Origin of the sequence: Xanthomonas citri pv. citri (assembly GCF_000961215.1) — a bacterium.
Classification (GTDB): domain Bacteria; phylum Pseudomonadota; class Gammaproteobacteria; order Xanthomonadales; family Xanthomonadaceae; genus Xanthomonas; species Xanthomonas cissicola.
The window spans coordinates 3,441,219-3,459,728 of sequence record NZ_CP008998.1; the positions used below are offsets into that span (position 1 = coordinate 3,441,219).

General features: G+C 66.3%; 22 protein-coding genes. 19 read left to right on the top strand and 3 right to left on the bottom strand.

The window, feature by feature from the left end:
• Positions 1–47 precede the first annotated feature (47 nt).
• From purM to AMD14_RS15450, 5 genes are all read left to right on the top strand, one after another.
• A complete protein-coding gene (gene purM, locus AMD14_RS15430; RefSeq protein WP_015472438.1) occupies positions 48–1,073 on the top strand; it encodes a phosphoribosylformylglycinamidine cyclo-ligase in 1,026 nt (341 codons plus the stop codon).
• Positions 1,074–1,090: 17 nt separating this feature from the next.
• Entirely contained in the window at positions 1,091–1,549 is a 459-nt protein-coding gene (locus AMD14_RS15435) for a hypothetical protein (RefSeq protein ID WP_005913357.1), read from the top strand.
• Positions 1,550–1,572: 23 nt separating this feature from the next.
• Positions 1,573–2,241: a phosphoribosylglycinamide formyltransferase gene (purN, locus tag AMD14_RS15440; protein WP_011051944.1), complete on the top strand. Its 669-nt coding sequence runs from the start codon at positions 1,573–1,575 to the stop codon at positions 2,239–2,241.
• A 66-nt stretch (positions 2,242–2,307) separates the two neighbouring features.
• Positions 2,308–3,135, top strand: coding sequence for a DUF3108 domain-containing protein (locus tag AMD14_RS15445; RefSeq protein WP_011051945.1), 828 nt, complete (start codon positions 2,308–2,310; stop codon positions 3,133–3,135).
• Positions 3,136–3,138: 3 nt separating this feature from the next.
• Positions 3,139–3,822 carry a DUF3108 domain-containing protein gene (locus AMD14_RS15450; protein ID WP_003487821.1) on the top strand — a complete coding sequence of 228 codons (684 nt, stop codon included), beginning with the start codon at positions 3,139–3,141 and terminating at the stop codon, positions 3,820–3,822.
• A 207-nt stretch (positions 3,823–4,029) separates the two neighbouring features.
• Here AMD14_RS15450 and AMD14_RS15455 read toward each other — a convergent pair whose 3' ends face one another.
• The 3 genes from AMD14_RS15455 to AMD14_RS15465 all read right to left on the bottom strand — a co-directional run bounded on the left by AMD14_RS15455 (position 4,030) and on the right by AMD14_RS15465 (position 6,100).
• Positions 4,030–4,359 (bottom strand): hypothetical protein, encoded by a 330-nt coding sequence (locus AMD14_RS15455; RefSeq protein ID WP_003487823.1) that lies wholly within the window; start codon positions 4,357–4,359, stop codon positions 4,030–4,032.
• Entirely contained in the window at positions 4,356–5,630 is a 1,275-nt protein-coding gene (gene murA / locus AMD14_RS15460) for a UDP-N-acetylglucosamine 1-carboxyvinyltransferase (protein WP_003487825.1), read from the bottom strand. The genes AMD14_RS15455 and murA overlap by 4 nt, the downstream gene beginning before the upstream one ends.
• Before the next feature lie 242 nt (positions 5,631–5,872).
• Positions 5,873–6,100 (bottom strand): BolA family protein, encoded by a 228-nt coding sequence (locus AMD14_RS15465; protein WP_003487827.1) that lies wholly within the window; start codon positions 6,098–6,100, stop codon positions 5,873–5,875.
• Between the two features lie 53 nt (positions 6,101–6,153).
• Between AMD14_RS15465 and AMD14_RS15470 the strand changes: the two genes are divergently transcribed.
• The 14 genes from AMD14_RS15470 to mgtE all read left to right on the top strand — a co-directional run bounded on the left by AMD14_RS15470 (position 6,154) and on the right by mgtE (position 18,484).
• Positions 6,154–7,155 carry a KpsF/GutQ family sugar-phosphate isomerase gene (locus AMD14_RS15470; RefSeq protein ID WP_011051946.1) on the top strand — a complete coding sequence of 334 codons (1,002 nt, stop codon included), beginning with the start codon at positions 6,154–6,156 and terminating at the stop codon, positions 7,153–7,155.
• Positions 7,156–7,203: 48 nt separating this feature from the next.
• Positions 7,204–7,752, top strand: a complete 549-nt coding sequence (locus tag AMD14_RS15475) for a KdsC family phosphatase (protein ID WP_005913372.1) — start codon at positions 7,204–7,206, stop codon at positions 7,750–7,752.
• The gene (gene lptC, locus AMD14_RS15480) at positions 7,749–8,324 is read left to right on the top strand and encodes an LPS export ABC transporter periplasmic protein LptC (protein ID WP_011051947.1); all 576 of its coding nucleotides are present in this window, start codon (positions 7,749–7,751) and stop codon (positions 8,322–8,324) included. Before AMD14_RS15475 ends, lptC begins: the two co-directional genes overlap by 4 nt.
• On the top strand, positions 8,302–8,862 hold the full coding sequence (lptA, locus tag AMD14_RS15485) for a lipopolysaccharide transport periplasmic protein LptA (RefSeq protein WP_011051948.1): 561 nt from the start codon (positions 8,302–8,304) through the stop codon (positions 8,860–8,862). The genes lptC and lptA overlap by 23 nt, the downstream gene beginning before the upstream one ends.
• On the top strand, positions 8,862–9,581 hold the full coding sequence (lptB, locus tag AMD14_RS15490) for an LPS export ABC transporter ATP-binding protein (RefSeq protein WP_003487836.1): 720 nt from the start codon (positions 8,862–8,864) through the stop codon (positions 9,579–9,581). The genes lptA and lptB overlap by 1 nt, the downstream gene beginning before the upstream one ends.
• Positions 9,582–9,621: 40 nt before the next feature.
• Positions 9,622–11,061, top strand: a complete 1,440-nt coding sequence (locus AMD14_RS15495; RefSeq protein ID WP_011051949.1) for an RNA polymerase factor sigma-54 — start codon at positions 9,622–9,624, stop codon at positions 11,059–11,061.
• A gap of 87 nt (positions 11,062–11,148) precedes the next feature.
• On the top strand, positions 11,149–11,466 hold the full coding sequence (gene hpf / locus AMD14_RS15500; RefSeq protein WP_005913379.1) for a ribosome hibernation-promoting factor, HPF/YfiA family: 318 nt from the start codon (positions 11,149–11,151) through the stop codon (positions 11,464–11,466).
• Between the two features lie 21 nt (positions 11,467–11,487).
• Positions 11,488–11,946 carry a PTS sugar transporter subunit IIA gene (locus tag AMD14_RS15505; RefSeq protein ID WP_011051950.1) on the top strand — a complete coding sequence of 153 codons (459 nt, stop codon included), beginning with the start codon at positions 11,488–11,490 and terminating at the stop codon, positions 11,944–11,946.
• Positions 11,943–12,893 (top strand): HPr(Ser) kinase/phosphatase, encoded by a 951-nt coding sequence (hprK, locus tag AMD14_RS15510; RefSeq protein WP_011051951.1) that lies wholly within the window; start codon positions 11,943–11,945, stop codon positions 12,891–12,893. Before AMD14_RS15505 ends, hprK begins: the two co-directional genes overlap by 4 nt.
• Entirely contained in the window at positions 12,890–13,762 is an 873-nt protein-coding gene (gene rapZ / locus AMD14_RS15515) for an RNase adapter RapZ (RefSeq protein WP_003487848.1), read from the top strand. The genes hprK and rapZ overlap by 4 nt, the downstream gene beginning before the upstream one ends.
• A 504-nt stretch (positions 13,763–14,266) precedes the next feature.
• Complete coding sequence (locus AMD14_RS15520; RefSeq protein WP_003487850.1) at positions 14,267–14,659, top strand: PTS sugar transporter subunit IIA; 393 nt, start codon at positions 14,267–14,269, stop codon at positions 14,657–14,659.
• Positions 14,652–14,921 carry an HPr family phosphocarrier protein gene (locus tag AMD14_RS15525; RefSeq protein WP_005913389.1) on the top strand — a complete coding sequence of 90 codons (270 nt, stop codon included), beginning with the start codon at positions 14,652–14,654 and terminating at the stop codon, positions 14,919–14,921. Before AMD14_RS15520 ends, AMD14_RS15525 begins: the two co-directional genes overlap by 8 nt.
• Positions 14,922–14,979: 58 nt before the next feature.
• Positions 14,980–16,710, top strand: a complete 1,731-nt coding sequence (gene ptsP / locus AMD14_RS15530; RefSeq protein ID WP_003487856.1) for a phosphoenolpyruvate--protein phosphotransferase — start codon at positions 14,980–14,982, stop codon at positions 16,708–16,710.
• A 412-nt stretch (positions 16,711–17,122) separates the two neighbouring features.
• Complete coding sequence (gene mgtE, locus AMD14_RS15535; protein ID WP_003487859.1) at positions 17,123–18,484, top strand: magnesium transporter; 1,362 nt, start codon at positions 17,123–17,125, stop codon at positions 18,482–18,484.
• The last annotated feature ends 26 nt before the right edge of the window (positions 18,485–18,510 follow it).

Here is an 18,510-nt window from a genome sequence, read left to right on the forward strand (position 1 = left end):
AGCCACCCCCGCCCGTGACCAGCCAGACGCCTTCCAGCCCCTCGCCCATGACCTACCGCGACGCGGGGGTCGACATCGACGCCGGCAATGCATTGGTCGAACGCATCAAGCCGCTGGTCAAGCGCAGCTTCCGGCCCGAGGTCATGGGCGGCCTGGGCGGCTTCGGGGCGCTGTTCGACCTGTCCGGCAAGTACAAGGAGCCGGTCCTGGTGTCCGGCACCGACGGCGTGGGCACCAAGCTCAAGCTGGCCCAGCAGTTGGGGCGGCACGACACCATCGGCATCGATCTGGTCGGCATGTGCGTCAACGACGTGCTGGTGCAGGGCGCCGAGCCGTTGTTCTTCCTGGATTACTTCGCCACCGGCAAGCTGGACGTGGATACCGCTGCGGCGGTGGTGGGCGGCATCGCACGCGGCTGCGAGCTTTCCGGTTGCGCGCTGATCGGCGGCGAGACCGCTGAAATGCCCGACATGTATCCGCCGGGCGAATACGACCTGGCCGGCTTCACCGTGGGTGCGGTGGAAAAGTCGCAGCTGCTGGATGGCGCACAGGTGCGCGAAGGCGACGTGCTGATCGGCATCGCCTCCTCCGGCCCGCATTCCAACGGCTATTCGTTGATCCGCAAGATCTACGAGCGCGCCGGCGCGCCGGCCGAACACGTACTGGACGATGGCACCAAGCTGATCGATGCGCTGATGGCGCCAACCGCGCTGTACGTCAAGCCGGTGCTGGCGCTGCTGAAGTCGCACGGTGAAGCGATCCACGCGATGGCGCATATCACCGGTGGCGGCCTCACCGAAAACATCATCCGCGTGATACCCGAAGGCCTGGGTCTGGAGATCGACGCCACTGCCTGGACCCTGCCGCCGGTATTCGCCTGGCTGCAGCGCGAAGGTGCGGTGGCCGATGCCGAAATGTGGCGCACCTTCAACTGCGGAATCGGCTTCGTGCTGGTTGCCGCGCCCGCGCAGGCGGCCGCGCTGGAACAGGCGTTGGATGCGCAGTCGCTGGCGCATTGGCGCATCGGCCAGGTGGTGACGGCGCATGGCGACGAGCGCGTGCGCATCGGCTGATCGATCAGGACACCCGCATGGACGCTTTTCCAGTCGCCACGACCGCATCGGCCAGCACCGACGATCTGCAGCATCTCAAGCTGCTGTCGATCTTCCACTACGTGCTGGCCGGCCTGACCGGATTGTTTTCCCTGATTCCGCTGATCCACCTGTTCATGGGGCTGGCCATCGTCACCGGGCGTCTGCCCATGAAGGACAGCACCGGGCAGACGGCGCCACAGGAGATACAGCTGTTCGGCTGGGTCTTCGTGATCATTGCAGCGATGCTCATCCTGGGTGGACTCACCATGGCCGGCTTCATGGCCTATGCCGGCCGCTGCATCGCCCAGCGCAGGCGCCACCTGCTGTGCCTGATCGTGGCCGGTATTTCCTGTTCCTTCATGCCGTTCGGGACCGTGCTTGGCGTCTTTACGCTGGTGACGCTGCTGCGCCCGCAGGTCAAGGCTCTGTTCGGTGTCGGCAACGCTGCGGCTTGAGATGTTTGTGAGCCTACTCTCCAATGCCCGCACCTGACGCCCCATTACGCCTGGCCGTACTGGCCTCCGGCCGTGGCAGCAATCTGCAGGCCATTGTCGATGCGATCGCCAGTGGGCGTCTGCATGCCGAGGTGGTCGGCGTGTTTTCCGATCGCCCGCAGGCGCCAGCCTTGCAGAAGGTCGAGCCGGCGCGTCGCTGGAGCGCCAGCCCGCGCGATTTCGCCGACCGTGCCGCGTTCGATGCCGCACTTGGCCAGGCGATCGCGGCAGCGCAGCCGGACTGGGTGATCTGCGCCGGCTACATGCGCATCCTGGGCGAGCCGTTGGTGCGCCGTTTCGCCGGGCGCATGCTCAACATCCATCCCTCGCTGCTACCCAAATACCGCGGCCTGCACACGCACGCGCGCGCGCTGGAAGCCGGCGATGCAGAGCATGGTGCCAGCGTGCATCTGGTGGTGCCGGAGCTGGATGCCGGCGCGGTGATCGCGCAGGCGCGCGTCCCGGTCCTGCCCGGCGACAGTGCCGAACAACTGGCGGCGCGGGTGCTGGCGCGCGAGCACCCGCTGCTCCTGGCCACGCTGGAGGTGCTTGCCAGTGGCCGCGTCGCGGTGCATGGCGACACCGTGCTTATCGACGGTCAGTGCCTGTTTACGCCACTGCGACTAGAGTCCGCAAACACCGCACTCGCCTGAATGCGGAAGACATCTCCCTCATCCCGTCTCGGACATCCTTGCGGCCTCCGTGCCCGCCACCAGCGCATGAACGTCATCCCGATCGCCGCCGCGCTGTTAACTGTTGCCTTGCTTACCGAGGCCGGCCCCGGCCGTGCGCAGCAGGCGCCCGTCGCGTCTGAATCAGCGGCGCCCGCTGCGGTCACAACTCCAGGCGCGGCACCGACACCGCGCGCTGCCCTGCCCGCCAGCACCTGGACGCCACCGCCGCTGGAGCCGTTCGTGGCGACCTACCAAGCGTTCTATCGTGGCAAGGAAGCAGGCGATGCCACCATGCAGGTCAGCCACGGCGAGGGTAGCCAGTGGCGCATCGACATGTCGGTGCGTGGCCGCAAGGGCTTCGCCAGCATCCTGGGCCTGAACCTGGAGCAGAGCACGGTGTTCCGCGTGGATGGCGACACCTATGTGCCGCTGAGCCAGAGCACGGTGCGCAAGGCCGTGTTCTTCGGCAAGAAGGTCACCGGCGTCTACAACTGGCAGGCCGGCACAGCGCAATGGAACGGTGATCTGAAGGAAGATCGCCAGCAGCCGATCCCCTTGCAGCATGGCGACCAGAGTGCGTTGTCGCTGAACCTGTCGCTGATGCGCGACGCGCAACCCGGGCGCAGCCTGAGCTATCGCTATGTCGACGTGGGCAAGGTGCGCAAATACGACTACCGCGCTGCCGATGCCACCGAGGTGGTGCAGGTGGGCGACCTGAGCTACGACGCGTTGCGCGTGTACCGCGTCAACGGTGGCGACAACGAAACCATCCTCTGGATCGCCAATGGAGTTCCCACTCCGGTGCGCATCCTCCAACGTGACAAAGGTGAGGATCAGGTCGATCTACGCCTGGTCGAATACCAAGGAGCCTGACCGATGAACACCCTCCCCCGTCCCAGCGCCATCATCGCCGCCGCCGCATTGGCCGTGGCCAGTCTGCCTGCCTTGGCCATGCAGCCATTCCAGGCCGACTACTCGGCCAACTACATGGGCATGCAAGCCAACGGCACCATGACCCTGGCCACCGCCGGTGCCAATCAGTGGCGGTACACGCTGACTATCCAGAACCAGCTCGCCAACCTGACCCAGAGCACGGTGTTCGAAGAAGCCAATGGCCGGCTACGCCCGGTGAGCAGCAACGACACTTCGTCGATGATGGTCAAGCGCCGTAATGTCACCGCCAACTACGACTGGAAGACCAGCCAGGCGACCTGGGGCGGGGATATCAAGCCGGACCGGCGCGGCCCGGTCAAACTGCAGCCGGGCGACATGGATGCGCTGCTGATCAACCTGGCCATCACGCGCGATCTGGCCGCCGGCAAACCGCTCAACTACCGCATGGTGGACGAAGGCCGCATCAAGCCGATGAGCTACAAGGTGGTCGGCAAGGAAACCATCACCGTCAACGGCAAGCAGGAGCAGGCCACCAAGGTGTCGCGCGTGGACGGCGACAAGGAATTGATCGCGTGGGTGGTCAAGGACCTGCCGGTCCCGGCGCGCCTGCTGCAGAAGGAAAAAGGCCAGGACGCACTGGATCTGACCATCAAGGCGTTGCGCTAAACGCCAGGCGATCTCGGTAGGAGCGTGCCCGCGCGCGACGGGACCTTTATCGGTAACGCCCCGTCGCGTGCAGACACGCTCCTACCGAAGCATGCGACTCGCCGGGCGGGCGCCCTGCCTGCGGCGGCGACGAAGAGCCCGGCTGCGAGCCGGGCTCTTCGTTTCAATCGGCTTGCAGCGCAATCTCCGCAGCACGCAGAAACACGCTCAACCCTCAGGCTTGGCCGCTGCCTTGTCATCGCCAGTCGTGAACACCGTGCGGCAATCCACACGAATCTGCTGGTCGTTCTTGCGCCAATAAAACAGGTCGCAACGGCGTTTGCCCTCGACAGTCTTCTTCACTGCCACTGCATAGAACGATTGCGCGATTTCTTCGCGGCTTGCGGTGCCGTCGTTGTTCCAGTCCATGTCCTTGAACTCGACGCCCTGGGTGATGGCCATGCCCACGCTCCAGGCATAGGTCAGCCATGCCAGGATCAGCACGATCACACCCAGCAGGATCTTGCGCCGGGTGGTGAAACGGCCGCGCAGGATCATGCGGTGCGCTGGATGGTCGCGCCCAGCGCCCCCAGCTTCTCCTCGATGTTTTCGTAGCCACGGTCCAGGTGGTAGATGCGATCGATGGTGGTGTCGCCATCGGCGACCAGGCCTGCCAGGATCAGCGACGCCGACGCGCGCAGGTCGGTCGCCATCACCGGCGCGCCGCTCAGGCGTTCGGCACCGCGCACGATGGCGGTATGACCTTCGACCTGGATATCCGCGCCCAGGCGCAGCAGCTCGTTGACGTGCATGAAGCGGTTTTCGAAGATGGTTTCGTTGATCACGCCCACGCCATCGGCCACGCAGTTGAGCGCCATGAATTGCGCCTGCATGTCGGTGGGAAACGCCGGGTACGGCGCGGTGGTCAGGCTGACCGCGCGCGGGCGCTTGCCTTGCATGTCCAGCGTGATGCTGTCGGCGGTGGTGGTGATGGTGGCGCCAGCCTCGGTCAGCTTGTCCAGTACTGCGTCCAGCGTTTCCGGGCGCGCGCGGCGCACGGTGACGCTGCCGCCGGTCATCGCCGCAGCGACCAGGAAGGTACCGGTTTCGATGCGGTCCGGCAGCACCGCATGGTGCCCGCCGCCCAGCCGCTCGACGCCTTGCACCACGATGCGCGGGGTGCCGGCGCCTTCGATCCGCGCACCGAGTGCGATCAGGCAGTCGGCCAGGTCGGTGACTTCCGGCTCCATCGCCGCATTTTCCAGCACCGTGGTGCCCTCGGCGAGCACCGCAGCCATCAGCACGTTCTCGGTGCCGGTGACGCTGACCATGTCGAATACGTAGCGAGCACCCTTCAGGCGGCCATTGCTGGTGGCCTTGATGTAGCCGTTTTCCACGCTGATGTCGGCACCCAGTGCCTGCAGGCCCTTGATGTGCTGGTCCACCGGGCGCGAACCGATCGCGCAACCGCCGGGCAGCGAGACTTCTGCAGTGCCGTAGCGCGCCAGCAGCGGGCCCAACACCAGGATCGAGGCACGCATGGTCTTGACCAGCTCATACGGCGCAACCTGATGGGTGACCGAGCGCGGGTCGACCAGCATCGAGCGGCCCTTGGCCAGCGTGCCTTCGTCGATGGTGACCTCGGCGCCCAGCTCGCTGAGCAATTTCACCGTGGTGATCACGTCGTGCAGATGCGGCACGTTGCTGATTTCCACTGGCGCGTCGGCCAGCAGGGTCGCGCACAGGATCGGCAGCACTGCGTTCTTGGCACCGGAAATATGGACTTCGCCATGCAGCGCTTGGCCGCCGGTCACTACGATTTTTGCCATGGGAATCTTAAGAAATCCGAAAGTAGAAGGGATGTCGGGGGAATGAAGTGCGGGACGTATCGATCATGGTGCACGCGGCGCGTGGTGGCGCCGGGGATCGAGCCACGCCGGGTACGGCCCGAGACGCGCTGGACGCAACCACTGCGTGAGCGTGGACGACGCCGGCCGAGGCGATGCAGGTGCATCCCGATTCCCGGCCCGCCCTGCGCACCGCTCCGGCCCAGCCCGCTCGGCGGCTGCGTTCAGCCTTCTTCGGGCGTCAGCGTCTTCAGCTGCAGCGCGTGGATCGCCCCGCCCATCAGCTCGCCCAGGGTCGCATACACCATGCGGTGCCGCGCCAGCGGCGCCTTGTCGATAAATGCGGGGCTGACCACGGTGGCCTCGAAGTGCACGCCGTCGTCGCCGTGCACGTCGACGCGGGCTTCGGGCAAGCCGGATTCGATGAGTTTACGGATGGTTTCGGCGTCCAAAGGGCGTTTCCTCATAAAATGAGCGCACATTCTACTCTTCGCCCGAGTCCTGCATGGCTGTCTCGCACCTGCCCTCCGCCACCGTCAGCGACGCCACCCTGGTCGCCAGCGGCCAGCGCGTGCTGGAGATCGAGCGCGAGGCGCTGGCCAGCGTGGGCGCACGCATCGGCCGCGAGTTCGCCGCGGCCTGCCGGCTGGTGCTGACCTCGCGCGGCCGGGTGGTCGCCACCGGCATGGGCAAGTCCGGCCATGTGGCGCGCAAGATCGCCGCCACCCTCGCCTCGACCGGCACCCCGGCGTTCTTCGTGCACCCGGGCGAAGCCGGACACGGCGACCTGGGCATGATCACCGAGGCCGACATCGTGCTGGCGCTGTCGTACTCCGGGGAATCGGACGAAGTGCGCATGCTGCTGCCGGTGCTCAAGCGCCAGGGCAACCCGATCATCGCCATGACCGGCCGCACCAGTTCCACCCTGGCCCAGGCCGCCGACGTGCACCTGGACGTCAGCGTGTCGGCCGAAGCCTGCCCGCTGCATCTGGCCCCCACCTCCAGCACCACCGCCTCGCTGGCGATGGGCGATGCACTGGCGGTTGCGCTGCTGGATGCGCGCGGCTTCACCGCCGACGACTTCGCGCGCTCGCACCCGGCCGGCAGCCTGGGCCGGCGCCTGCTGCTGCACATCACCGATGTGATGCACGCCGGCGAGGACCTGCCGCGTGTGCGCGAAGACGCCAGCCTGAGCGAGGCGTTGATGGAAATGAGCCGCAAGCGGCTGGGCATGACTGCCGTGGTGGACGCCGACGGCCATCTGATCGGGCTGTTCACCGACGGCGACCTGCGCCGCGCGCTGGACAGCGACATCGACGTGCGCAGCGCCGGCATCGCGCAGGTGATGACGCGCAACCCACGCACCATCGGCGCCGACCAGCTGGCCGCCGAGGCCGCGCGGCTCATGGAGGACTACAAGATCAACGGCCTGATCGTGGTGGATGCGCAGCACCGCGCGGTGGGCGCATTGAACATTCACGACCTGTTGCGCGCCAAGGTGGTTTAACAGGTTCAGTTTTCAACCGCCGGACCCCGTTCTCACCGATTCGTGCCGATGCCCTATTCCCCTTTGCAGCACCTTCCAGCCGAGCTGATCGAGCGCGCCGCGCGCGTCCGCCTGGCCTGTTTCGACGTCGACGGCACGCTGACCGATGGCCGCCTGTATTACGACCACGCCGGCCACGAGAGCAAAGCGTTCAATGTGCTCGACGGCCAGGGTCTCAAGCAGCTCGACCACGCCGGCATCCAGGTCGCGCTGATCACTGCGCGCGCCAGCCTGTCGGCGGAAAAGCGCGGGCAGGATCTGGGCCTGCATGTGCAGATCGGGGTCAAGAACAAGCGCCTGGCAGTGCTGGCGCTGTGCCAGGAGCACGGCCTGTCGCTGGACCAGGTGCTGTTCATGGGCGATGACCTCCCCGACCTGCCCGCCCTGCTGGCGGTCGGCTTGCCGGTGGCGCCGGCCAACGCGCACCCATGGATCGCCGAGCGCGTGCAGTGGCACACCCGCGCCCGTGGCGGCGAAGGTGCCGCGCGCGAAGTCTGCGATGTGGTGCTGGCTGCACAAGGCCAGGTCGAACGCATCATCGAAAGGTTCTCGGCATGAATTGGAACTGGCGCACCACCCTGGGCGTCGTGCTGTTCGTCGCCGCCGTGATATCCGGCTGGTCGGCCTGGAAGCAGCGCGCGCGTCCGGCCGCCGCGGCCGTGCAGGAGTCCGGCGCGGACTACATCCTGCGCGACTTCGAGCTGATTGCCCTGGACAAGCAGAGCGGCAAGGAGTCGATGACGCTGCGCGCGCCGGAAATGCATCGCAACCGTGCCGACCAGACCGCAGACATCACCACGCCGGTGTTCCTGATGCCCGACAACGCCAATCTGCCGTGGACCCTGCGCTCCAAGACCGGCTGGGTCAACCCGGACGGCACCCAATTGCGCCTGCGCGGCGATGTCGAGGGCGACAGCCCGACCGGCGGCGCCACCGCGCCAACCACGTTCCGCACCCAAAGCCTGGACGTGTTCCCGCAACAGAACATCGCCAAGACCGACGCACCAGTGACCATGACCCGCCCGGGTATCATGCAGAGCGGCGTCGGCTTCGAAGCCGACCTCAAATCACGCCAGTACAAGCTCCTCTCTCAGGTCAAGACCCGCTATGAACCGAATGCTGCCCGCTAAACTGGCGTTTGCCGCACTGCTGCTGCCTGCGTTGGCAATGGCCAAGACCAGCGATCGCAACCAGCCGATGGCGATCGACTCCAATGCCAACGATTGCAACATGCTCGACGACAGCGGCAAGTGCCGTTTCAGCGGCAATGTGGTGATCACCCAGGGCACGCTGGAAATCCACGCCGACACCGCCGACATCTTCCAGAAGAACGGCCAGACCGATCGCGTGGTGCTCAACGGCAAGCAGGCCACGCTCAAGCAGGAGATGGACGACGGCGCCACGATGCACGGCCAGGCCGACAACATCGAATACAAGGTCGCCGATGAGATCATCATCCTGACCGGCAATTACAAGGTCGATTCGCCCAAGGGCACCAACGCCGGCCAGCGCATGGTCTACAACACCAAGACCGGCAACATGCAGAGCGGCGGCGATGGCAGCCGGGTGCGCACCATCATCCAGCCGAAAAATGCGGCGCCTGCCGCTGCAACGCCTGCGGCGACACCGGCCGCCAAGCCCGCTGCCAAGCCGCAGGGGAAGAAGTAATGCTGGTCGCCACCGGTCTGCGCAAGAAGTACAAGCAACGCGAAGTGGTCAAGGAGTTCGGCCTCACGCTCGAGTCCGGCGAAGTGGTCGGTCTGCTCGGCCCCAATGGCGCCGGCAAGACCACCTGCTTCTACATGATCGTGGGTCTGGTCGAAGCCGATGCCGGCCGTATCGAATTGGATGGCCGCGACCTCACTGCCGAACCGATGTACGCACGCGCCAAGCTGGGCGTCGGCTATCTGCCGCAGGAGCCGTCGATCTTCCGCAAGCTCACCGTGGCCGACAACATCCGCCTGGTGCTGGAGCTGCGCGAGGAACTGGACAACGCCGGCCGTGAGAAGGAACTGGTCTCGCTGCTGGAAGAACTGCAGATCACCCATGTGGCCGATCAGCTCGGCGCCAGCCTCTCCGGCGGCGAACGGCGACGTTGCGAGATCGCACGTGCGCTGGCGGCCAAGCCGCGCATGATGCTGCTGGACGAACCCTTCGCCGGCGTGGACCCGATTTCGGTCGGCGAGATCCAGCGCATCATCATCCACCTCAAGGAGCGTGGCATCGGCGTGCTGATCACCGACCACAACGTGCGCGAGACCTTGGGAATCTGCGACCGCGCGTATATCCTCGCCGAGGGAGGCGTACTGGCGCAGGGGGCACCAGACACGTTGCTAGCCAATCCCGACGTCCGTCGCGTGTATCTGGGGGAAACTTTCCGCCTTTGAGCGCGTCGCCGCGCCAACGTTTTTTCCAGTCAGTGCCCGCATGAAAGCCCGGCTCCAGACATCGCTAGGACAGCAGTTGGTCATGACGCCGCAGTTGCGTCAGGCGATCAAGCTATTGCAGATGTCCACCACCGAGCTGGAAGTGGAAATCGCCGAGGCCGTGGAAACCAATCCGCTGCTGGAATGGGCCGACGAAGCCGCGCATGCCGCCAGCGACATCGCGGTGGAATCCGCCCCGTCCGCGTCCACCGAAGAACCCCAGCGCGAAGAAGTCGCGCCTGCCGAGCGCGACGACGATTGGTCGCAGGACGAGCTGCAGTGGACCGGCTCGGGCAGCGGCGGCAGCTTCGACGACGACGAGTCCGGCGATGCCGCAGAGCGCGTGGCCGAATCCGAAACATTGGCCGACCACCTCTTGTGGCAGTTGCATCTGTCGCCGCTGTCGCCGCGCGACCGCCAGATCGGCGCGATGCTGATCGACGCCCTCGACGAAGACGGCTACCTGCGCGAACCACTGTCGGCCATTCTCGAAACCCTCGCGCTGGGCGCAGCGGTCGACGAGGCCGACGTGCTCACCGTCCTGCATCAGATCCAGCGCTTCGACCCGGTGGGCGTGGGCGCGCGCACGCTGGGCGAATGCCTGGCACTGCAGCTGGGGGTGCTCGATGCGGACACGCCTGGCCGCGAGCTGGCGCTGCAGATCGTTGCCGGCCCGCTGGAACGGCTGCCGCGCGCCGGCGTGGCCGGGCTGGCGCACGAGCTCAAGCGCTCCACTGCCGATGTCGAACAGGCGGTGCAGCTGGTGCGCTCGCTGGACCCGCGCCCGGGTAAACAGATCGGCGACCTGTCGCAGGACACCTACGTTGTTCCCGACTGCGTGATCTGGCGCCAGCGCGGGGTCTGGCGGGCTGCGCTGGCCGGCCGCGCGCAGCCCAAGGTCACCATTCACCGCGGCTACGAAAACCTGATCCGCAGCTGCGGCGAATCCGATGCCGGCTATCTGCGCGGCCAGTTGCAGGAGGCGCGCTGGCTGCTCAAGAGCCTGGAGGCGCGTGGCGAAACCCTGCTGCGGGTGGTGCGCTGCCTGCTGGAACATCAGGCCGGGTTCCTGGAGTTCGGTGCGCAGGCCTTGCGCCCGTTGACGCTGCGCGAGATCGCAGGCGAGCTCGGCCTGCACGAGTCCACCATTTCCCGCGCAATCGCCCGCAAGTACGTGCGCACCCCGCGCGGCACCATTGCGCTGCGCGCGTTCTTCGCCTCCGGCATCGACACCGACAGCGGCGGCGAGGCCTCCAGCACTGCCATCCAGGCCATGATCCGGCGCCTGATCGATGCGGAAAACCCGCGCAAGCCGCTTTCCGACGCCAAGCTGGCCGATCTGCTGAAAACATCCGGCGTCCCAGTGGCGCGGCGCACCGTTGCGAAGTATCGTGAGGCCATGAACATTTCCGCCTCCCACGAACGCGTGCGCATCGCCTGACGTTGCAACCACCGCAACGCCGGCCTGCGCCGGGTTTGTCGGATCCCCGGAACGGTTCATTGGCCCACCGACCAATGGAGGTATCCGATGCGTATCGAGACGTATGGCCACCAGCTTGAAGTGACCCCCGCCCTGCGGGAGTACGTGGCAAGCAAGCTGCAGCGACTGCAGCGCCATTTCGACCAGCACTGCGAAGTCCGAACGCAGCTGGCCGTCCGCAAGCCGGACCACCACGTGGTCGCCACCGTCAACCTTCCCGGTCGCACCCTGCACGCAGATGCCAGCGGTTCCACCATGTATGCGGCCATCGACCTGCTGGTCGACAAGCTCGACCGCCTGGTCCTCAAGCACAAAGAGAAGAAATGTAACCACCACGCCCGCGAGGTGCGCGACAATCCCGCATGACGCTTCCCGCCTGATGCCCCCATGCCTTTAACCGATCTGATGGCGGCCGTGCGCACCCTGGTGTCGCCGGCCGCCGATCGCGACACCGTCCTGCATGCCGCCGCCGATCTGCTCTCCTGTCGTCAGGCCGGCGCCGACGAGCTCTACGCCAACCTGTGCGAGCGCGAGGCCCTGGGCAGTACCGCCATTGGCCATGGCATCGCCATTCCGCATGGGCGCTGCCCCAACCTCACCGAGCCACGCGGGGCCTTGCTGCGGCTGGACACGCCGGTGCCCTTCGGCAGCGACGAGCCGGTGGATCTGGTCTTCGCCATGGCCGTGCCGGCGCACTACACCCACCAGCACCTGATGCTGCTGTCCGAGCTGGCCGAACGGTTCTCCGATGCCGACTTCCGTCGGAACTTGCGCACCGCACCCAACGCCGATGCCCTGATGGCGCTGCTGGCCGACGTGCCGCCCGCGCAGGCGAGCGCGGCATGAATACCAGCATCACCGCACGCGAACTGTTCGACCAGCAGCGCGACAAGCTGGCCCTGCGCTGGGTCGCCGGCCCCAAGGGCGAGCACCGCGAGATCCAGGCCAACAGCAACAACGCACGGCGCCCGTCGCTGGCCGGCTACCTCAATGTGATCTATCCCAACAAGGTGCAGATCCTGGGCACCGAGGAACTGGCCTGGCTGGACTCGCTGGATGCGCGGCAGCGCTGGGAAACCATCGAAAAGATCATCCAGGTGCAACCGCTGGCGCTGGCGATCAGCAAGAACCAGTCATGCCCGGAAGATCTGCGCGCGGCGGCGGACGAATCCAATACGCCGCTGTGGATCTCGTCCAAGCGCGGCCACGAACTGCTCAACCACCTCTCCTACCATCTGGCGCGCACGCTGGCGCCGCGGGTCACCTTGCATGGCGTGTTCATGGAGATCTACTCGATCGGCGTGCTGATCACCGGCGAAGCCGGCTCGGGCAAGAGCGAGCTGGCGCTGGAACTGCTCAGCCGCGGTCACCGGCTGGTGGCCGACGATGCCCCCGAGTTCACCCAGATCGCGCCCGACGTGCTCGACGGCACCTGCCCCGAATTGCTCCAGGATTTGCTGGAAGTACGCGGCCTGGGCGTCTTGAACGTACGCGACATGTTCGGCGACACCGCGGTGAAGAAGAACAAGTACCTGCGCCTGATCGTACACCTGACCCGGCCGATGACCGAGCCGACGCCGTCCGGCTACGAGCGTCTGACCGGCGATTCGGGCAGCCGCCATGTGCTGGACCTGGACGTCCCGCTGATCACCCTGCCGGTCATGCCCGGCCGCAATCTGGCCGTGCTGACCGAAGCGGCGACCCGGCTGCATATCCTGCGCACCAAAGGCATCGACCCGGCAGCGATGTTCATCGCCCGCCATAGCAACCTGCTGGAGCGACGCACGCCATGAGTATCGCGCCCTCCACGCTGATGATCGTGAGCGGGCTATCCGGCTCGGGCAAATCGGTCGCGCTGAAGACCTTCGAAGACCTGGACTACTATTGCTCGGACAATCTGCCGGTCGAGCTGCTGCCGGACTTCGTCAAAAGCCGTCTGCGTGGCAACCCGGTCGGCGACCAGCGCCTGGCGGTGGGCATCGATGTGCGCAGCCGTAGCGACCTGACCCAGCTGGCGCAGTGGCGCCAGGCTGCGCAGGAATACGGCATCGAGGCGCGATTGCTGTTTTTCGAAGCCAGCGACGAGGCGTTGATCAAGCGGTATGCCGATACCCGCCGCCGCCACCCGCTCAGCCATCTCGGCCTGGCGCTGCCGGAAGCGATCACCCGCGAGCGCCAGTTGACCGAACCGTTGCGTACGCAGGCCGATGCCGTCATCGACACCAGCACGCTCAACGTGCATCAATTGCGCCGCCGCGTGGTCACCGAGTTCGCGCTTGGTTCCCATGACCGGCTGTCGCTGCTGTTCGAATCGTTCGCCTACAAGCGCGGCGTGCCGGCCGAAGCCGACTTCGTGTTCGATGCGCGCGTGCTGCCCAATCCGCATTGGGATCCGGAGCTGCGCCCACTCACCGGCCGCGATGCCGGCGTGCGCGAGTATCTGGACAACGAGGCCGACGTGCAACGCTACAGCGCGCAGATCGTGGACCTGCTCGACACCTGGCTGCCGCGGCTGCGCAACGACACCCGCAGCTACGTGACCATCGCCTTCGGTTGCACCGGCGGCAAGCACCGCTCGGTGTACATGGCCGAACGCATGGCTCGACATGCGCGCGAACAGGGCTGGCCGGAAGTGGCGACGTTTCATCGCGAGCAGGACTGAGGGGCTGGGATTCGGGATTCGGGATTCGTTACAGCGGCATCCTGCGACGTGAGCGAGCTGCACCTATGTTGAGAACAACACGCTCGCTAGCCTTACTTCTTAGGTTGGAATGCTTGCGCGGTGGCTGGCGTGTGGCGACGCTGCGCAGGCCGACGACGCTGTAGCTGATGCGACTGGATCGCCGACGCCCCGAACATCGCTTGGCGTTCTCGTTCGACGCGCCATGCAACGCTGCACGACCAATGCGTCGGAGGTATTCCGCCGCGCATGGCTACGTGCCCATGCTCGCTACAGGGAAAACGGCAGCGCTCGCTTGCCATGCAGGCCGCACTGCTGACGCTGCAAGGCACACATCGGCGCCACGTATGCAGCGCACGGTGCGCACGATGGCGACACATGCTGCCGCCACGTCGCTGCAGCGGTCCTAAACGTCTATTCAGTCCGCAACGCATCTGTGCGGGCAAACGCTATCGCGCAGTCATGCTGACCTGTTAACGTTTCGGCATGGCCTGTGGCATTCTCCTCATTACTCATCCCGGCATCGGCGCAGCGTTGTTGAACGTGGCGACGGGGCTATTGCGGCAGTTGCCGTTGAAGACCGAAGCATTCGATGTGCCGTTCGATGCAGACCTGGACGCGTTGCTGCCCCAGGCATCGTCGGCGATGCGCCGGGTCGACAGCGGCGACGGCGTGCTGGTCATGACCGACCTGTACGGCGCCAGCCCCAGCAATCTGGCCAACCGTCTGGCCAAGCTGGGCACCCCGGTTCGCCGGGTGTCCGCGCTGAGCCTGCCGATGCTGCTGCGCGTGATGAACTACCCCGAACAAGGACTGCAGGAGCTGCCCGCCACTGCGGCGGCCGGTACCCGCAACGGAGCGATCATCGACGATGCTTGAACGCGAACTCATAGTTTCCAACCGACTCGGACTGCATGCGCGGGCCACCGCCAAGCTGGTGCAGACGCTGTCGTCGTATCGCAGCAACGCCACCCTGGCGGCCAAGGGGCGCGAGGTGAATGCCAAGAGCATCATGGGCGTGATGTTGCTGGCCGCAGGCCAGGGCACCAGCGTGGTGGTGCGGCTGGACGGCGAAGATGAAGCCGAGGCCTTGCAGGCGCTGGTGGACCTGTTCGAGCGTCGTTTCGACGAGGACAGCTGAGCATGCGCGGCGTCGGGGCCGTTGCGACCGACACGGCGCCGCCGCGCCAGGGACGCGCATGAGCCTGCGCCTGCGCGGACATGGCGCTGCACGCGGCAACGCGCTTGGCCGCGCGCGCGTGCGCCAGAGCCATACCCTGGAAGTGGCCGAACAACGCGTGCCCGCCAATCAGGTGGAAACGCAGCTGCAGCGCCTGCATGCCGCCATCGCGTCGGCACGGGTCGAAATGCAGCAGCTGCGCGACCGCCTGCACGGCGCACTGGCGCGCGAGGTCGGCGAATTTCTCGAGCTGCATGCATTGCTGCTTGACGACCCCGAGCTGCTGCAAGGCCTGGATGAGCTGATCCGCACCCACCGTTACAGCGCCGACTATGCCTTGCGTGTGCAGCGCGACCGCCTGGCGGCGGTGTTCGACGGGATGGAGGATGCGTACCTCAAGAGCCGCATGGACGATCTGGATCACGTGATCGGCCGCATCCATGCGTTCCTGCACAAGCGCGCACCCGACCTCAAGGGGGTGGCCGGCGAGATCCTGGTGTGCGACAACGTGGCACCTTCCGAGCTGGCGCAGCTGCAGGCGCAAGGCGTGGTCGGCATCGTCACCACCGCCGGCAGCACGCTGTCGCACAGCGCGATCCTGGCGCGCAGCCTGCACCTGCCGTTGGTGGTAGGCGTCAGCGACGCGCTGCAGCGCATCGAAGATGGCGATGTGTTGATCGTCGATGCCGGCTCGGGCCAGGTGATCGTCGACCCCAAGCCCGAACATCTGCGCGACTACCGTGAGCGCCTGCGCGCGCTGGCCAAGGAACAGCGCGAGCTGGGCCGGCTACGCTCCAAGCCCACGCGCACGCGCGACAACGTCGATATCACCCTGCTGGCCAACGCCGAATCGCTGGAAGACGTGGCCAACGCGCATGCGCTCGGGGCCAGCGGCCTGGGCTTGTATCGCACCGAATTCCTGTTCCTGCAGCGCAACGAGCTGCCGGACGAAGACGAACAGTTCCACACCTACCGCGACACCGTGCTGGGCATGAGCGGCCGCCCGGTCACCATCCGCACCCTGGACCTGGGCGCCGACAAGGCCGACCGCACCGGTCTGACACTCAGCGATGAGGACAACCCGGCGCTGGGTCTGCGCGGTGTGCGCCTGTCGCTGGCGCGGCCGGCGGTGGCGCAGGCGCAATTGCGCGCGATCCTGCGGGCGTCCGGCTACGGGCCGGTGCGCATCCTGGTGCCGATGGTCAGCGGCCGCGAAGAAATCCTGCAGTTGCGCAAGCAGTTGAAGAAGCTCACCGCGCAGCTGCGCGAGGAAGGCCACGAGATCGCCGAGCACATTCCGCTGGGCGCGATGATCGAAGTGCCGGCTGCGGCATTGGCGCTGGACTGCTTCATCGACGATATCGATTTCCTGTCCATCGGCACCAACGACCTGGTGCAGTACCTGCTGGCGGTGGATCGCAACAACGAGGCGTTGGGCGAGCTGTACTCGCCCCTGCATCCCGCCGTCCTCCGACTGATCGCGCAGGTCATCGCCACCGGGCGCACCTACGGCAAGCCGGTCGCGGTGTGCGGCGAAATCGCCGGCGATCCGCGCTTCGTGCCGATGCTGCTGGCGTTGGGGCTCACCGAGTTCAGCCTGCATCCGGCCACCTTGCTGGAAGTGCGCCGCGCGGTGCGCGACACCCATCTGGGCGACTTGCGCGTGCACGGCGAAAAATTGCTGCGCGCCCGCGATCGCAAGGGCATCGAAAAATGGCTGACTGGCCATGCGCAGGGGTTGCTGCGGTAATTGCGGCACGCACCCGGCCCGGCAGCGCGGCCGATGCTTCAAGACCTGCGTTTCCTTCAAAACGGCGTTCGACACGATTTCGCAGCCCTGCGGCTGGCCCAGACGGTGCTGCGAATCGGCATGCACCGCTTGGACAGTGCGATTGCTGCGCGCCGGTCACGCCCGCTCGCACCGCTTTGATCGCTTCCTTGGTCGAAAAGCGCATCGACGATGCCGCCTGCATCGTCAATCGCGTACCGCTCCATCCACCTTCAGCAGCCCTCGCGGCTTGGCTGCGTCCACCGCGCACGCCCTGCGCAAGCGCGCGGCAGCGACCCTGTATGTTTCGTCACCATGCGCAAGCGATAATGCCTCGCTGACCCAGCACCGCGTCCTTTACCGATGGCGCGTCCACTCTTCCGGGAAGCCGCGCATGGCCGAAGCCGTCCGCCACGACAAAACCGCGCGCCAGCTACGCCTGCTGTCCGACGCGCTGGATAGCGGACGCCTCGGGCCGGTACGCCGGTTGGTCAATACGCTGGCGCCGGCGGAAATCGGCAACCTGCTCGAATCGCTGCCACCCGGCAAGCGCGAAGTGGTGTGGGGGCTGGTCGATCCGGAAGACGATGGCGAGGTGCTGCTGCACGTCGGCGACGAAGTGCGCGAAAGCCTGCTGGCCGACATGGACCCGGACGAGATCGTGGCTGCGGTCGAAGACCTGGACATCGACGATCTGGCCAACCTGGTCGAAGACCTGCCCGACACCGTCATCGATGAAGTGCTCAAGTCGATGGACCGCGAAAACCGCGAGCGGCTCGAGCAGGTGCTGTCGTATCCGGAAGACACCGCCGGGCGTCTGATGAACCCGGACGTGGTCACCGTTCGCGCCGACGTCAACGTGGACGTGGTGCTGCGCTATCTGCGCCTGCGCGGCGAGCTGCCCGACCACACCGATCACCTGTACGTGGTGAGCCGGCGCCACCAATACCTGGGCCGTGTGCCGCTGGCGGCGCTGGTCACCCACGAAGACAGTACGCCGGTCAACCGGCTGATCGACGACGAGCAACCGGCCATCGATGTCGGCGACGGTTCGGACGAAGTGGCGCGGCGCTTCTCCGACCACGACTGGATCTCCGCGCCGGTGGTGGACGACAACAACATCCTGCTCGGCCGCATCACCATCGACGACGTGGTCGACATCATCCGCGAGCAGGCCGAGCACCAGGCCATGAGCGCGGCCGGCCTGGACGAAGACGAAGACATGTTCAGCCCGGCACGGCGCGCATTCCGGCGCCGCCTGATCTGGCTGAGCATCAATCTGTGCACCGCGTTTCTGGCGTCCAGCGTGGTCAGCAGGTTCGAAGGCACCATCGAAAAACTGGTGGCGCTTGCGGCGCTGATGCCGATCGTTGCCGGCATGGGCGGCAATGCCGGCACCCAGGTGCTGGCACTGATGGTGCGCGGTCTGGCACTCGGCCAGATCGGCTCGTCCAACGTGATGACCCTGCTCAAGAAAGAACTCACTGTCGCGCTGATCAACGGGCTGTGCCTGGGCATCGGGCTTGGCTTGATCGTGCTGGCCTGGTTCCGGCAACCGATGCTCTCGCTGGTAATCGGCACCGCGTTGACGGTGAACATGCTCACTGCCGCCTTCGGCGGAGTGCTGGTGCCGGTGACGCTGAAACGGTTGGGCTTCGATCCGGCATTGGCCGGTGGCGTGATCCTGACCACATTGACCGACGTGATGGGCTTTTTGAGCTTCCTGGGCCTGGCCACGTTGATACTGCTGCCCTGACCTTGCGGTGCCTGGGCCCAGCGGCC

Coding starts and splice junctions, on each gene's coding strand:
- purM (WP_015472438.1), top strand. CDS start 48: ATGACCTACCGCGACGCGGGGGTCGACATCGACGCCGGCAATGCATTG.
- AMD14_RS15435 (WP_005913357.1), top strand. CDS start 1,091: ATGGACGCTTTTCCAGTCGCCACGACCGCATCGGCCAGCACCGACGAT.
- purN (WP_011051944.1), top strand. CDS start 1,573: ATGCCCGCACCTGACGCCCCATTACGCCTGGCCGTACTGGCCTCCGGC.
- AMD14_RS15445 (WP_011051945.1), top strand. CDS start 2,308: ATGAACGTCATCCCGATCGCCGCCGCGCTGTTAACTGTTGCCTTGCTT.
- AMD14_RS15450 (WP_003487821.1), top strand. CDS start 3,139: ATGAACACCCTCCCCCGTCCCAGCGCCATCATCGCCGCCGCCGCATTG.
- AMD14_RS15455 (WP_003487823.1), bottom strand. CDS start 4,359: ATGATCCTGCGCGGCCGTTTCACCACCCGGCGCAAGATCCTGCTGGGT.
- murA (WP_003487825.1), bottom strand. CDS start 5,630: ATGGCAAAAATCGTAGTGACCGGCGGCCAAGCGCTGCATGGCGAAGTC.
- AMD14_RS15470 (WP_011051946.1), top strand. CDS start 6,154: ATGGCTGTCTCGCACCTGCCCTCCGCCACCGTCAGCGACGCCACCCTG.
- AMD14_RS15475 (WP_005913372.1), top strand. CDS start 7,204: ATGCCCTATTCCCCTTTGCAGCACCTTCCAGCCGAGCTGATCGAGCGC.
- lptC (WP_011051947.1), top strand. CDS start 7,749: ATGAATTGGAACTGGCGCACCACCCTGGGCGTCGTGCTGTTCGTCGCC.
- lptA (WP_011051948.1), top strand. CDS start 8,302: ATGAACCGAATGCTGCCCGCTAAACTGGCGTTTGCCGCACTGCTGCTG.
- lptB (WP_003487836.1), top strand. CDS start 8,862: ATGCTGGTCGCCACCGGTCTGCGCAAGAAGTACAAGCAACGCGAAGTG.
- AMD14_RS15495 (WP_011051949.1), top strand. CDS start 9,622: ATGAAAGCCCGGCTCCAGACATCGCTAGGACAGCAGTTGGTCATGACG.
- hpf (WP_005913379.1), top strand. CDS start 11,149: ATGCGTATCGAGACGTATGGCCACCAGCTTGAAGTGACCCCCGCCCTG.
- AMD14_RS15505 (WP_011051950.1), top strand. CDS start 11,488: ATGCCTTTAACCGATCTGATGGCGGCCGTGCGCACCCTGGTGTCGCCG.
- hprK (WP_011051951.1), top strand. CDS start 11,943: ATGAATACCAGCATCACCGCACGCGAACTGTTCGACCAGCAGCGCGAC.
- rapZ (WP_003487848.1), top strand. CDS start 12,890: ATGAGTATCGCGCCCTCCACGCTGATGATCGTGAGCGGGCTATCCGGC.
- AMD14_RS15520 (WP_003487850.1), top strand. CDS start 14,267: ATGGCCTGTGGCATTCTCCTCATTACTCATCCCGGCATCGGCGCAGCG.
- AMD14_RS15525 (WP_005913389.1), top strand. CDS start 14,652: ATGCTTGAACGCGAACTCATAGTTTCCAACCGACTCGGACTGCATGCG.
- ptsP (WP_003487856.1), top strand. CDS start 14,980: ATGAGCCTGCGCCTGCGCGGACATGGCGCTGCACGCGGCAACGCGCTT.
- mgtE (WP_003487859.1), top strand. CDS start 17,123: ATGGCCGAAGCCGTCCGCCACGACAAAACCGCGCGCCAGCTACGCCTG.